Below are 12,870 nucleotides of genomic sequence, written 5' to 3' on the forward strand. Positions count from 1 at the left end.
GCGAGGTGTTCTGGCGTGCCCGCACGACGTCAGGCAGGGCCATCTGCCTGAGCGACCGGTTTCCCGTGATCAAGGTGGAGGAGGTGATGCGCGGCCGGGTCACGTTCGCCGGGCTGCCGCCCGTCGAGCTCGGCGCCGACGTCGACTGGACCGCGAACCCGCTCGGCAACCGCTCCTGGGCGCTCAACCTGCACACCCTGCGCTGGCTGGGCGGCCTGGTCGCCGCGTACGAGCGGACCGGCGAGAGCGCGTACCTGGACCGCGCCCGCGCCCTGGCCGAGCACTGGATCCGCGAGAACCCGCGCGGCGGCCACGGGATCAGCCCGTGGGCGTGGGCCGAGCACGCGGTCGCCCTGCGCGCCCCGGTGCTGGTGTGTCTCAGCGAACACCTCCGCACCGGCGTCCTGTGGGACAGCCTGGCCGAGCACGGCGAGATCCTCGCCGACCCCGCGCTCTACCGGGCCGGCCACAACCACGGCCTGGACCAGGACATCGGGCTGCTGGTCGTCGGCTGCCGGCTGGGCCGCGCCCGCTGGCGGGACCTGGCCGTGCGCAGGATGACGGCCTCCGCCGAGCTGGCCATCGACGCCCAGGGCGTACTGCACGAGCAGGCCCCCCGCTACGGCCTGTACGTGCACCGGCGGCTCGGCATCGCCCTGCGGGCCATCCGCGAGAGCGGCGCCGAGCCGCCGGAGCGGCTGGTGGCCAGGCGGACGGCGCTGGAGGCGTACATCGCGCACGCCACGCAGCCGGACGGCCGGCTCGTCCCCATCGGCGACAGCCCGGCCGACGCGCGCGCGGACGGGTTTCCCCATGACGGGCCGGTGGTGCGGGTGTTCGACGGCGGGTACGTCTTCGGGCGGACCGCCTGGGACGATCCGCGTTCCGCCTACTACTCGATCAGGTTCGGCCCGGGGCGGCGGCTGCACGGGCACGAGGATCACCTGGGCGTCACCTACAGCGCCCGAGGCCGCCGGATCCTGGTGGAGGCCGGGTTCCACTCCTACGAGCGGACCGGCTTCGTGGAGTGGACCCGCTCACCCGAGGCGCACAACGTGCCGGTCGTCACCGGGACCTTCAGGCCCGGCACGGCCACCCGCCTGACCGGCTCCACGATCGGGCCGTCGCGCCAGGCCTTCGAGCTGGCCGACGAGGCCTACGGGGCGCGGAGGACCCGGCACGTCCTCGTCAACCACGGGCCCGACCTGATGGCCGTGCGCGACACCGTCCGGCGCGGGACGCTACGCAGCCTGTGGCACTTCGACCCGGCGCTGGAGGTGGTCTCCCGGGGCGACGGCGCGGTGGTGCTCGGCGACGGGGACCGGCGGGTGACGCTGCTCCAGCTGCCGGGGGACGGGCAGGCGGTGCGTCCCGGGCTGGTGTGCACCGGGTACCTGCATACCGCGCAGGCGGTCACCGTGCTGTCCCCCGAGGCGGCCGGCGTGCTGACGGTGATCGTCCCGGGCGAGGCCAAGCTGTCCGCATCCGGAAACGTCGTGACCGTCCACACGCCGGACGGCCCCGTTCAACTGCCATACAGCCAGTCGACGTAGGTGTGGCTCGCCATGTCCCTGGTGCGGAACAGCTCGTTACGCAGCACCCTCGCCACCCCGTCCACGTGCCAGATGTCGCCCCACAGCCGGGCCGTGGTCTGGATGCGCGCCGTGCGCGGGACGCGGATCTCCTGGTAGGCGGCCAGCGCCCGGTCCCAGTCCCCGCCCGCCGCCTGCTCGGCCAGGACGTGGGCGTCCTCGATCGCCTGGCAGGCGCCCTGGGCCAGGTACTGCAGCATCGGGTGGGCCGCGTCGCCGAGCAGGGCCAGCCGTCCCCGTACCCACGTGTCGATGGGCGGCCGGTCGAGCATGGGCCAGTGGCGGTCCCGCCACAGGTAGGGCAGGCCCTTGCCGATCTCCGCGCAGCAGCCGCCGAAGGTCGCCTCCAGCTCGCCGGGGCCGCGGAAGACGGCGACCTGGTTGAGCAGCTCGCCGCCGCGCAGGGCGTACTGGACGAAGTGGCACTCGGGCCCGATGTACGCGACCACGTCCGCGGTGTCGAAGTCCTCCGGAAGCGGACACGTGCCTCTATAGGCGACATATCCGGAATTCTCGGGTTCGTCGGACGCCAGCTGCGCGCGCAGACCCGACTGCAGCCCGTCCGCCGCCACCACCACGCTGCCCTCGTGCACCGAGCCGTCCACGCAGTGGGCCCGCGCCCGCTCGCCCTCGGTCGTCACCCGCTCGACGTGCTGCCCGTTCAGCAGCTCGACACCTGCCTCGGCGCAGGCGTCGAGCAGGATGGCGTGCAGGTCGCTGCGGTGTGCCACGACGTACGGCGCGCCGTAGCGCCGCCTGAATTCCTCGCCCAGGTCCAGGTGCGTGAGCTCCTCGCCGGTCAGGGCGTCGCGGAAGACCAGCCGCCGGGGCAGCACCCCGGCCGCGACCACCCGGTCGAGCAGGCCCCAGGCGGCCAGCACGCGCGTGGCGTTCGGGCCCAGTTGCAGGCCCGCGCCGACCTCGCCGAACTCGGGCGAGCGCTCCAGCACCCGCACCGACCGCCCGGCCCTGGCCTGCGCAAAGGCCGCCGCCAGCCCGCCGATCCCACCGCCGACGACCAGCACCTCACTCACGACCACACCTGTCTCCCGCGCGCCGGCCGGCACTCATCGGCCATGGCGGCGGGCGGTGTTCACCAGTTCCCCGACCCCGGCGATCCGCGTCACGACCTTGCTGCCGTCCGCCAGGTAGCGCGGCGGCTTGCGGGCATGCCCCACGCCGCCGGGCGTGCCGGTGGCGATGACGTCGCCCGGCTGCAAGGTGAGGATCTCCGACAGGTACGCGATCAGCTCCGCGGGCGAGAACACCAGGTCGCCGACGTCCGCCTGCTGCATCCCCTCCCCGTCCACCTCGCACACCATGGTCATCGGAGCCCCGTCCACCTCGTCCGGTGTCACGAGATAGGGGCCGAACGGCGTGGTGGCCTCGAACGTCTTCCCCTGGAGCCACTGCAGCGTGCGGTTCTGGTAGTCCCGGGCCGTCACGTCGTTGAACACCGAGTAACCCGCGATGCACGCCGGCGCCTGCTCGGCGGGCACGTGCCGCGCCGTCGTACCGATGATCACCGCCAGCTCGGCCTCCCAGTCCATGGCCTGGGAGACGGCCGGCAGCACGATGTCGTCATACGGCCCGATCAGCGCCTCGGCGAACTTCGCGAACACCGTCGGATGCTCGGGCAGCTCCCGCCCCATCTCCAGGATGTGGTTGCGGTAGTTGAGCCCCACGCAGATGATCTTCCCAGGCCGGGGCACCACGGGCGCGAGATCGGCCGTGGACAGCGGATGCCTGGGGCCGTCGGCGGCGGCCGCGATCTCCCGCCACTGCGGATCGGTCAGCAACGCGCCGACGTCGGGCGCGCCGATCTCCACAGCGTGATCATCGTCGATGCGGGCGGCCGTCGTCCGGCGCGGCAGCCGCAGTGTCGCGAGCCTCACCCGAGCCCTCCTTGGGGCGTGCCGTCGAATACGAGCGTCATGGGCCCCCACGCTATGAGATGCGTTCCGCGCGCCGCATCAGCGTTCTGCTGTGAAGAACGAGCCCCTGCTCGCCCTCGGCTATCCGCCGTCGCCCACCGGCGGAGCGGGAGTGAAGCGCACGGGCATGGACTCGTACCCGGAGACGAAGTTGGCGGCGCGGTAGGCGGGCTCTTCCTCCTCGACCGGCTCCATGTCCGGGAGGCGGGACAGCAACCGCTCGAACATCACCCGTAACTCCAGCCGGGCCAGGCTGTTGCCGAGACAGAAGTGGCCGCCGAGCCCGAACGCGATGTGGTCGTTGGGCCGCCGTCCCACATCGAAGCGGTCCGGAGCGGTGAAGACGTCGGCGTCGCGGTTGGCCGAGGGGTAGAGCAGCAGGACGTTGTCACCCTTGCGGATGAGCTGGCCGCCCAGTTCGACGTCCCGGGTGGCGGTGCGGTTCATGTTCTTGATCGGTGACACCCAGCGCAGCATCTCCTCCACCGCGACGGGAATGCCCTCCGGATCGTCGATCAGCTTCCGGCGCTGCTCCGGATGCTGAAAGAGCTGGTACGCGCCTCCGGACAGGACGTGCCGGGTGGTCTCGTCCCCGCCGATCAGAATGAGCAGCGACTCGTACACGAGCGAGTCGTGATCGAGCCGCTCGCCGTCGGTCTCGGCGTGCACCAGCACGCTGATCAGATCCTCCCGCGGCCCCGCGCGGCGATCGGCGATCACCGTGCTCACGTAGGCCTGGTACTCCTCGAACGCCTCACCCGCGCGGATCAGCGCCATGTCGTCGGAGATCCCCGTCAACCCGCGCAACATGTCGTCGGACCACCTCATGAGGTCCTCGCGGTCTTCCGGCGCGACCCCGAGGGCGTCACCGATCACGATCAGCGGCAGCGGCGCGGCGAGGTCCCACACGAAGTCGCAGGTGCCGCGCTCACAGACCCGGTCGATGAGGCCATCGCAGATCATCCGGATCCGGTCCTCCTGCGCGGCGACCCGGCGCGGTGTGAAGCCCCGGTTCACCAGCCTGCGCCGGCTGAGATGCTCGGGGTCGTCCATGTCGATCATCATGGGCAGCCGGCCGGTCTCCACCCGGATGCCTCCGGCGCTGGAGAAGATCTCCGGGTGCAGCGACGCGTATCGCACGTCGCGATGTTTGGCCAGGCCCCATGCGTTGGATTCGTCATCCCGGTACACCGGGGCGTTCTCCCGCATCCACCGCAGCTCGTCGTGCGGGTTACGGCCCCAGAACGCGCCGCTGATGAGCGCGATGGCGTCGTTGGTCGGATGGTCGGCCATGAGACTCTCCCTTGCGGAACCGGAGCCGGTAGCGCGCCTCACAGCGATCATTACTCGGCTGCTCGATATACGCCATCGCCATCTGCCCGACCTAGCCACATAACCCCATTGGGGTTACAGTAGGGGCATGCCAAAGATCAATGTGTATCTGCCCGACGAGCTGGCTGAGGCGGTCAAGCAAGCCGGCGTGCCCGTGTCGGCGGTCTGCCAGCGAGCGCTGGAGCAGGCTGTGCGCCGGGTGGCCGCCATCAGGCAGACCGTGCTGTCCGATCTCGACCTGGACGTGCCGACCGGCGCGCTGACCCATCTGACGGCCAGGGCCCGCACCGTGCTCAAGCTCGCCGCGGAGCGGGCCCGCGCGGAAGGGGCCGCGAGCGTCGGAACCGAGCACCTCCTCGACGGCATGCTGACCGAGGGCGCCAACCTGGCGCTGCACGTCCTGCGTGCCATGGACATCAGCCTCGAACAGGTGAAGAGCGACCTGGCCCGGCGGCAGGCACCGGCCGCGAACGCGGAGGCGGGCGACGTGCGGAGCTTCGGCGGACCCGCCGCCAACGCGCTGGAGTTCGCCGTCAACGAGGCGACCTCACTCGGCCACAACTACGTCGGCTGCGAGCACCTGCTGCTGGGCCTGGTCGCTGAGCCCGATGGCACCGCCGGCCAGGTCCTGCGCGCCTTGGGCGCCGAGACCCGTCTCACCCGCCGCGCTGTCGCGGCGGCCCTGGCCGGTTATGTCCACCTGCGCGCCCAGACCCAGCAGGCCGACCTGGCCCAGGGCCAGGGCCAGATCGCGGCGCTGTCCGCCGCGATCAGGAGCGAGCTGCAGCCGCTCGTCCAGCGCCTGGAACGCCTGGAGGCGCATGTCGGGCTGGAGACGTGAGGGTTTGGAGTGCCGTCGGCCGGAGGTGGGCGCTCGCTGCCGTCCGCCTCACCCTCGCGACCCTGATCCTGATCGGCCTCGTCGTCGCGGCCTTGTAGGACGTCGCCGTCCAGCCGCTCATACGCGGTTGATCACGAAAGGTGAAGACTAGAGCCAATCCCGCCGTTTGAAGACCACATAGAGGACGAGACAGACGACGGCCATGAGCAGGATCGCGAACGGATAGCCGAACGCCCAGTGGGTTTCCGGCATGAAGTCGAAATTCATCCCGTAAATGGTCCCCACCAAAGTCGGCGCGAACAGGATGGCCGCCCAGGCGGAGATCTTCTTGACCTCTTCACCCTGCTGGATGCTCGCCTCCGTCATGCGTGCCATCTCCGCGTTCTGCGCCTGCGTCACCAGCGTCGAGTTGACGACCAGGATGTTCTGCAGCATCTGCCGGAAGGCCGAGATCCGCTCCGCGACCGTGATCGCGTGGTCGGCCACGTCGCGCAGGTAGCTCTGCAGCTCGTCGGTGACTCCGTACTTCGCGGCCCCTGCGATGAAGCCGTGGATCATCCCGACCAGCGGCGCCGTGGCTCGCTGGAACTCGATGACCTCGCCGGACAGCTCGTACACGCGGCGCGACACCGACGGGTCCCCGCCGAAGACCTGGACCTCGATCTCCTCGATGTCCTTCTGCAGCCCGGCCACCACCGGCGCGTAGCCGTCGACCACGGCGTCGAGTATCGCGTAGAGGACCGCCTGCGGGCCCTGCCGGAGCAGGTCGGGGTCGGACTCCATGCGCTTGCGCACCGCCTGCAGATCGGGCGCCTCGGCATGCCGTACGGTGATCACGAAGTTGGGGCCGATGAAGACGTGCACCTCGCCGAAGGCGACCTCCTCCACGTCGTCCAGGTAGCGGGCGGCGCGCAGCACCACGAACAGCGTGTCGCCGTAGCGGTCGGCCTTGGGCCGCTGGGAGCCGACGATGGCGTCCTCCAGTGCCAGCTCGTGCAGCTCGAACTCCTCGCCGAGCTTGACCAGCTCCCACTCCTTGGGGCGGTACAGCCCGATCCAGGCCATGCTGCCCGGCATCTCGTTGAGGCGTTCGAAGGCGTCGGCCAGCGAGCCGGGGTTGTCGACGCGCTCACCGCCCTGGTAGATCGCGTTGTCGATGACCGTCGGCCGGTATGGAGGCTTTTCTGCGGCCCGTGGGTCCATCGAGTGTTCGGGCGCCTCCTCGCGGGCCTCGCCGCTGCGCCTGAAACCTCTGACCCTGGCCATGTTCACACTCCCGAACGACTGCTATGCGGGGCCGAGCTGCTGCGCGGTACGGTCCCTGATGGTCTTGCGCCACATCGGCGTCCACCCGAAGAGCAGCCCGTGCGGCCGGCCGCGACCAGTGTCGGACCTCGAGCCTGTCGTGATGGCGGACAATCAGATTGTCGTCGAATCTGAACTGTGCGTCGATTTCGCCATCCATCCCAGAATGTTGTTCTGTGGCCGCGGCCGAGACTTCGCCCGGATAGGGTTTCTCCTCGATGGACAACTTCTGGGCCCACCTGATCAAGGTTCAGCCTGACCCCGACCCTTGGGTCGTGGTGGTCTCGGCTCTGGTCGCGCTCGTGATCGTCGGTTTCCGCATGTCCTGGCAGCTGTCCCGGGGCCTGATCACGATCGCCCACGAGGGCGGCCACGCGCTGATGGCGCTGGTCACCCGGCGCAAACTCGAAGGCATCCGCCTGCACTCCGACACCTCCGGCGTGACGTTGACGCGGGGCCGGCCCACCGGGCCCGGCATGATCCTGACCGCGCTGGCGGGCTATCTGGCGCCGCCGCTGCTCGGGCTGGCCGCAGCCTGGCTCACCGCGCAGGGACGCATCACGCTGCTGATCTGGACCGTCCTGTTGTTCCTGGTCTGCATGCTGCTGCTGATCCGCAACCTCTACGGCGCGCTGATCCTCCTGGCGACGGGCGGCGCCGTGTTCGCCCTGATCATGTACGCGGCCGCCGAGATCCAGCAGGTCGTCGCCCTGGTCGCGGTGTGGTTCCTGCTGCTGGGCGGGATCCGGCCGATCATCGAGCTGCAGCAGAAGCGGCGCAGGCGGCAGGCGAGGGACTCCGACGCCGACCAGCTGGCGCGGCTGACGTTCCTGCCGGGCGGCTTTTACGTGTTCTTCTTCTTTCTGGTGTCCCTCACGGCCGCGGTCTTCGGCGGATATCTCATGAATCCGCTCTAGTCCCGAACATTCGCACAAGCTCACCCGCAGCACGGCGAGAGGTGCACGGGCCTCAGCCGAGGAGCTTGCGTGCCGCCTGCTCGATCTCCTCCTCCGACAGCAGCACGTGATCGGCCGCCGCCCCCAGAGGGATGAAGCTGTCGGCCGAGGTCACCCGGGCCACCGACCCGGTGTATCCGGCGTCGGCCAGCTCGGCCATGATGCCCTCCGAGACGGCCCCGGTGTGCCGGGTCTCGTCGGCGATCAGCACCTTGCCCGTCAGCTCGGCGGCCCGCAGCAGGTCGTCCAGCGGCAGCGGCGCCAGCCAGCGCAGGTCGAGGACGCGGCAGCCGTATCCCTCCTGGGTCAGCCGCACGGCGGCCCGCAGGCTCATCCGCAGCCCGTTGCCGAACGTCACGATCGTCAGGTCACGCCCGTCGCCGTAGGAGCGCGCCCGCCCGATCGGCACGTGTGTCTCCGCCCACCGCGCGGGCGGCACGTAGGGCGACAGCCACCCCCCGTCGCCGTCGTCGAACAGATCCCGCGTGTGGTAGAGCGCGATCGGCTCCAGGAACACGCACACCGACCCGCACGTCTGAGCCGCCGCCAGGCAGGTGCGGAGCATCGCGGCCGCGTCGTCCGGCCGTGACGGCGAGGCGATGACCAGCCCCGGGATGTCGCGCAGCGCGGCGATCGCGTTGTCGTTGTGGAAATGCCCGCCGAACCCCTTCTGATAGGCGTACCCGGCCACCCGCACCACCATCGGGTTGCGGTAGGCGTGGCGCGAGAAGAACGACAGCGTGGCCGCCTCGCCGCGGATCTGGTCGAGCGCGTTGTGCAGGTAAGCCAGGTATTGGATCTCCGGCACCGGAAGCAGCCCGGACACGCCGGCGCCGAGCGCCAGCCCCAGGATGGCCTGCTCGTCCAGCAGCGTGTCGAACACCCGCGCCGCCCCGAACCGCTTCTGCAGCCCTCGGGTCACGCCATAGACGCCGCCCTTCTTGGCGACGTCCTCGCCGAACACCGTCATGTCCGGGTAGACGGTCAGCGCGTCGGCCAGCGTACGGTTGATCGCCATCGAGAGCGTCATCGGCTTGTCGTTCTCCGGCAGCGACCCGGCGAACGCCTTTTCCCTGTCCTGACCCGACGCCGCCATCGGGCTGATCTTGGCGATCAGCTCGGGGTTGCGCGGCGCGATCGGCTCCATGATCTCCCTGGCGGTGCCCAGCCTCGGGCTACGCGTGGTCTCCAGCGCGATGCGCAGGACGTGCTCGCGCATGGACTCGTAGGTCTTGAGCAGCTCCTCCGGAGTCTCCAGTCCCGCCTCGACCAGCAGCGCCGCCGTGCGCACCAGCGGGTCGCGCTCGAGGTCGGCCCTGATCTCGCGCTGCGTGCGGTAGGCCACCTCGACGTCTGACCCGGCGTGCCCCATCAGCCGCACCATGGACAGGTGCAGGAACGCGGGGGAGCGGTGGGTACGCACATGCTCGACGGCGCGTACGGCGATGTCATAGGCGTCGGCCAGGTCGCAGCCGTCGGCGGCGAAGTATTCGATGCCAGGACGCCGCGCGGCCGCCTCCACCCAGCCCTTGGGCGTGCGGACGCTGATGCCGATGCCGTTGTCCTCGCACACGAACAGGATCGGCAGCGGCTGCCCCTGGAAGGTCGCGTAGGAGGCGGTGTTGAAGCCGGACAGCGCGCTCGCGTGGTTGATCGAGGCGTCGCCGAAGCTGCACACCGCGATCGCGTCGTCCTGCTTCCACCGGGAGGGCGTGCCGAGGGCCCTGGCCCGCTCGATGGCGAAGGCCACTCCCACAGCCCTGGGCAGATGGCTGGCGATCGTCGAGGTCTGCGGGATGACGGCCAGGTCGGGGTGGCCGAACACCTTGTGCCTGCCGCCCGCGATCGGCTCTTCCGCCGATGCGGCCAGGCCCATGAGCACATCTCTGATGCCCTGCTCGGGGACCCGCTCCGCCTGCTCCGACCGGGTCAGGTAGAACGCGCCGGAACGGTAGTGGAGCAACGCGGGGTCACCGGGCCGCAGCGCGGCGGCGACGGCGGCGTTGCCCTCGTGGCCGGCCGAGCCGATCGTGTAGAAGCCCTCGTCCTGCTCGCGCAGCCAGCGGGCGGCGATGTCGAGCAGGCGGCTCTCGAGCTGGCGGCGGAACAGCGACCTGCACTGCTCGCCGGTCAGCGTCGTGCCCGCGCGGACCGGCAGACCGGGATCTCGCGCGGGACCTGCCGTCAGCGTTGCAACCGTCTGGGTGAAATGAGTCTCAACAGTGTCGCGCGCCACACCATCGATTATGTCTTTGATCGGCGCTGCCGTCTGCTGGACGCCGGTGACATGTTGTGGACCGGTGTTATTGACCCCGATCAATAACGGTTTGTCAGTATCCACAACTTTCTCGGCCGTGTGCACGTCTACTGAGATGACACACGTGGCACCCTCAATGCCGCGTTGGACGACAGGGGTCTCCAGAAAGGAACCCACATGTTACAACGCATCCGTGTCGCCGCCCTCGCCGTCATAGTCGGCGCGGGGGCCCTGGTAGCCCTCGCACCGACCGCCGCGACGGCGGCCCCGGCACCCATCCTCACTCCCGTGGGCATCAGTCCCAGCCCGCCGATCGACGTCACCAAGGGCGCGGTCACGGCGACGTTCAGCTTCCTCACCAAGAACGCGGGGAAGGCGGAGCTCATGCTCAAGCCGCCCGGCGAGGTGAGCGTCGAGTCGCCCGTCACGCTGACGCCGTCCCCGCACGGCACCTGGACGAAGTGGACCGGCACCAAGTCCTTCGACTCCGCGAACGCCGGCAAGTGGAGCTGGCGCGCCCTCGCCCAGGGCGACGGCGACGCCTCCCGCAGCGGCACGTTCGAGGTCGTCGTCAAGAAGGTGCTCGACACCAAGATCGTCGACTTCGACGCCCGCCCGGACCTCGTCGACCGGGGTGACCTGATCAAGGTCTCCGGCCGGCTCCTGGCCGACGGCGAGGGCTACCCCGGTCAGAGCGTCTCGATCACCTTCCGCGAGCGCGGCTCCGACACCTACCGCGAGGTCACCAAGGTGACGACCGGCCGCGGCGGATGGTTCGGCGCCACCGTGCGGGCCAACGCCACCGGCTGGTGGCGGGCCGAGTTCGCGGGTACGTCCGCGGCCAAGCCCTCGGTCAGCGACGCCGACCGGGTCGACGTCAAGCGCCGCAACCTCGGTAGCAAGATCGTCGGCTTCGACGCCAGGCCCGAGCCCGTGGACAAGGGCGACAAGCTCTCCTTCACCGGCGCCCTGCTGGTCGAGGGCCGCGGCGGCGTGGCCGGCGAGCGCGTGTCGATCTTCTTCAAGGCCGGCGGCTCGTCCAGGTGGGAGTACGTCACCAGTGACGTGACCGGTCGCCACGGCCGCTTCTGGGTCTCGGCCGAGGCCGTCACCTCCGGCTGGTGGCGCGCCGAGTACGCGGGCACACGCGGCGTCAACGGCTCGGTCAGCGCGGGCGACTGGGTCACGGTCGAGCAGCCCGCCCCGCCGCCCGTGGAGAAGGCGGACACGCGGCTGTTCAAGTTCAACGCCTATCCTGAGCCGATCAAGCGCGGCCGATACCTGAAGTTCACGGGCAAGCTGCAGATCGACGACGAGGGGTCCTGGGAGGGCTACTCGGGCAAGGTGGCGCTGTTCTTCAAGCCGCTCAAGTCGAAGAAGTGGCAGTACGTGAAGTCGTTCTGGTCCAGCGACAGCGGGCGGCTTTACACCAAAGTCAAGGCCTGGAACTCCGGGCATTGGAGGTTCGTGTTCGGCGGTGACGAGGACACCTACGGCTCCAGCAGCCGCAAGGACTATGTCCGCGTGAAGCGCTGAAGGTCATGAAATGAGCTGAGGCCCGGGGCACACCACCCCGGGCCTCAGCTTTGCCCCGCTTAGTTGACCTGCTGGTCGGGCAGCTTGCTCTCGATGCGGACCAGGATGGTCTTGATGTCGGCGATCTCGCCATCGACGGCGTTGAACCGCTCGTCCACGGCGTTGAACCGCTTGTCCACGGCGTCGAACTGCTTGTCCACCTCGTTGAACCGCTCGTCCACGGACTTGAACCGCTGGTTCACCTCGCGCGCCTGCTTCTCCATGAGCGCTTCGAGGTGCTGGAACCGCCCATCGTGCTGGTCCAGCCGGACGTTGACCTTGTCGAGCCGCAACTCGACTCTCGAGATGTCGCCGTCGACTCGATCCAGCCTCGACGCTGTTGCCGTCGTCAAGCCGTCGATCCGCCGACTCATGTCGCGGATCTCCTCATCGACGGTGCTGAAGCCTTCGCTCATCCGCTGATCGACATCGTTGAAACCCTTGCTCATCTGCGTCGTGATTTCGGCTGCCTTTTCGTCGATCTTGTCGAGGATGTTCTGCCCGACGAGGCTGACACGGTTGTGGAGCCCGTCGAAGCGTTCGGCGATGCTGTTGCCAGGCACGCCACTAACAGTAGCGTCTTCGGTTCTCTGTGTTTACCTGAGTAAAACGGACATCAGCGTGGCCTTGTCGCATGCCGGCCGAGGCCGGGAGGCGATCCGGTGGAAGCCGATGCCGCGTCCGTCGGGCGAGCCGGGCGGACCGTGGCTGAGAACCGCGTTGTCGGGGCCTGACTCCGCATTCCTGGAGGGAGTGCGGCTCTTGGGCCACCGCCCCGCCGGACGCTGTCCCGTTGGTGCGGACACCAATGGGGGCGGGGACCGTGCGCCGATCAGGCACCCGGCTGTGACTGAACATTACCGTCCGATTACCTTCAGTCGCAACCGGTCGGCCCAGAGAAACCGACCACAGTTCTGCAGGTAACCACAGGTTCACATAGCGAGCGCCCGCAACAGTTCATACCCTTCTCCAGCGCTGCGACTCGGACATCGAGCTCACGACACTTGGCTCGGAGATCGAACATCATCGGGTGTGCTCCTTTTCGAGCGGAGGGAGACGGAAGGCCGCGCGGCGCATC

10 protein-coding genes are annotated in these 12,870 nt (G+C 69.4%); 4 read left to right on the forward strand and 6 right to left on the reverse strand.

Annotated features, from left to right (window positions below; translation table 11 throughout):
• The first annotated feature begins 5 nt into the window (after positions 1–5).
• A complete protein-coding gene (locus Q9G87_RS40100) occupies positions 6–1,553 on the forward strand; it encodes a heparinase II/III domain-containing protein (protein ID WP_305921824.1) in 1,548 nt (515 codons plus the stop codon).
• On the opposite strand, the gene Q9G87_RS40105 is transcribed toward Q9G87_RS40100, so the two are convergent.
• The 3 genes from Q9G87_RS40105 to Q9G87_RS40115 form a co-directional block, all read right to left on the reverse strand.
• Complete coding sequence (locus tag Q9G87_RS40105; RefSeq protein ID WP_305921825.1) at positions 1,526–2,626, reverse strand: FAD-dependent monooxygenase; 1,101 nt, start codon at positions 2,624–2,626, stop codon at positions 1,526–1,528. The genes Q9G87_RS40100 and Q9G87_RS40105 overlap by 28 nt on opposite strands.
• Positions 2,627–2,659: 33 nt before the next feature.
• A complete protein-coding gene (locus Q9G87_RS40110; protein WP_305921826.1) occupies positions 2,660–3,487 on the reverse strand; it encodes a fumarylacetoacetate hydrolase family protein in 828 nt (275 codons plus the stop codon).
• Between the two features lie 120 nt (positions 3,488–3,607).
• Entirely contained in the window at positions 3,608–4,819 is a 1,212-nt protein-coding gene (locus Q9G87_RS40115) for a cytochrome P450 (protein WP_305921827.1), read from the reverse strand.
• Between the two features lie 127 nt (positions 4,820–4,946).
• Between Q9G87_RS40115 and Q9G87_RS40120 the strand changes: the two genes are divergently transcribed.
• Positions 4,947–5,699 (forward strand): Clp protease N-terminal domain-containing protein, encoded by a 753-nt coding sequence (locus Q9G87_RS40120; RefSeq protein ID WP_305921828.1) that lies wholly within the window; start codon positions 4,947–4,949, stop codon positions 5,697–5,699.
• A gap of 147 nt (positions 5,700–5,846) precedes the next feature.
• Here the strand turns inward: Q9G87_RS40120 and corA are convergent, their stop codons facing one another.
• Positions 5,847–6,965, reverse strand: a complete 1,119-nt coding sequence (gene corA, locus Q9G87_RS40125) for a magnesium/cobalt transporter CorA (protein WP_305921829.1) — start codon at positions 6,963–6,965, stop codon at positions 5,847–5,849.
• Between the two features lie 257 nt (positions 6,966–7,222).
• On the opposite strand from corA, the gene Q9G87_RS40130 reads away from it, so the two are divergent.
• The gene (locus Q9G87_RS40130; RefSeq protein ID WP_305921830.1) at positions 7,223–7,921 is read left to right on the forward strand and encodes a M50 family metallopeptidase; all 699 of its coding nucleotides are present in this window, start codon (positions 7,223–7,225) and stop codon (positions 7,919–7,921) included.
• 52 nt (positions 7,922–7,973) lie between these two features.
• Here the strand turns inward: Q9G87_RS40130 and Q9G87_RS40135 are convergent, their stop codons facing one another.
• On the reverse strand, positions 7,974–10,196 hold the full coding sequence (locus Q9G87_RS40135) for a thiamine pyrophosphate-dependent enzyme (RefSeq protein WP_305921831.1): 2,223 nt from the start codon (positions 10,194–10,196) through the stop codon (positions 7,974–7,976).
• Positions 10,197–10,394: 198 nt separating this feature from the next.
• Between Q9G87_RS40135 and Q9G87_RS40140 the strand changes: the two genes are divergently transcribed.
• A complete protein-coding gene (locus Q9G87_RS40140) occupies positions 10,395–11,753 on the forward strand; it encodes a hypothetical protein (protein ID WP_305921832.1) in 1,359 nt (452 codons plus the stop codon).
• Between the two features lie 59 nt (positions 11,754–11,812).
• Here the strand turns inward: Q9G87_RS40140 and Q9G87_RS40145 are convergent, their stop codons facing one another.
• Positions 11,813–12,355 carry a hypothetical protein gene (locus Q9G87_RS40145; RefSeq protein WP_305921833.1) on the reverse strand — a complete coding sequence of 181 codons (543 nt, stop codon included), beginning with the start codon at positions 12,353–12,355 and terminating at the stop codon, positions 11,813–11,815.
• Between the last annotated feature and the right edge of the window lie 515 nt (positions 12,356–12,870).

Source organism: Nonomuraea turcica, from assembly GCF_030718205.1.
Classification (GTDB): domain Bacteria; phylum Actinomycetota; class Actinomycetes; order Streptosporangiales; family Streptosporangiaceae; genus Nonomuraea.

What these genes read in the sequence shown, in the direction of transcription:
- Q9G87_RS40130 (WP_305921830.1), top strand. Translation starts at nt 7,223, where the DNA reads ATGGACAACTTCTGGGCCCACCTGATCAAGGTTCAGCCTGACCCCGAC.
- Q9G87_RS40140 (WP_305921832.1), top strand. Translation starts at nt 10,395, where the DNA reads ATGTTACAACGCATCCGTGTCGCCGCCCTCGCCGTCATAGTCGGCGCG.
- Q9G87_RS40120 (WP_305921828.1), top strand. Translation starts at nt 4,947, where the DNA reads ATGCCAAAGATCAATGTGTATCTGCCCGACGAGCTGGCTGAGGCGGTC.
- Q9G87_RS40115 (WP_305921827.1), bottom strand. Translation starts at nt 4,819, where the DNA reads ATGGCCGACCATCCGACCAACGACGCCATCGCGCTCATCAGCGGCGCG.
- corA (WP_305921829.1), bottom strand. Translation starts at nt 6,965, where the DNA reads ATGGCCAGGGTCAGAGGTTTCAGGCGCAGCGGCGAGGCCCGCGAGGAG.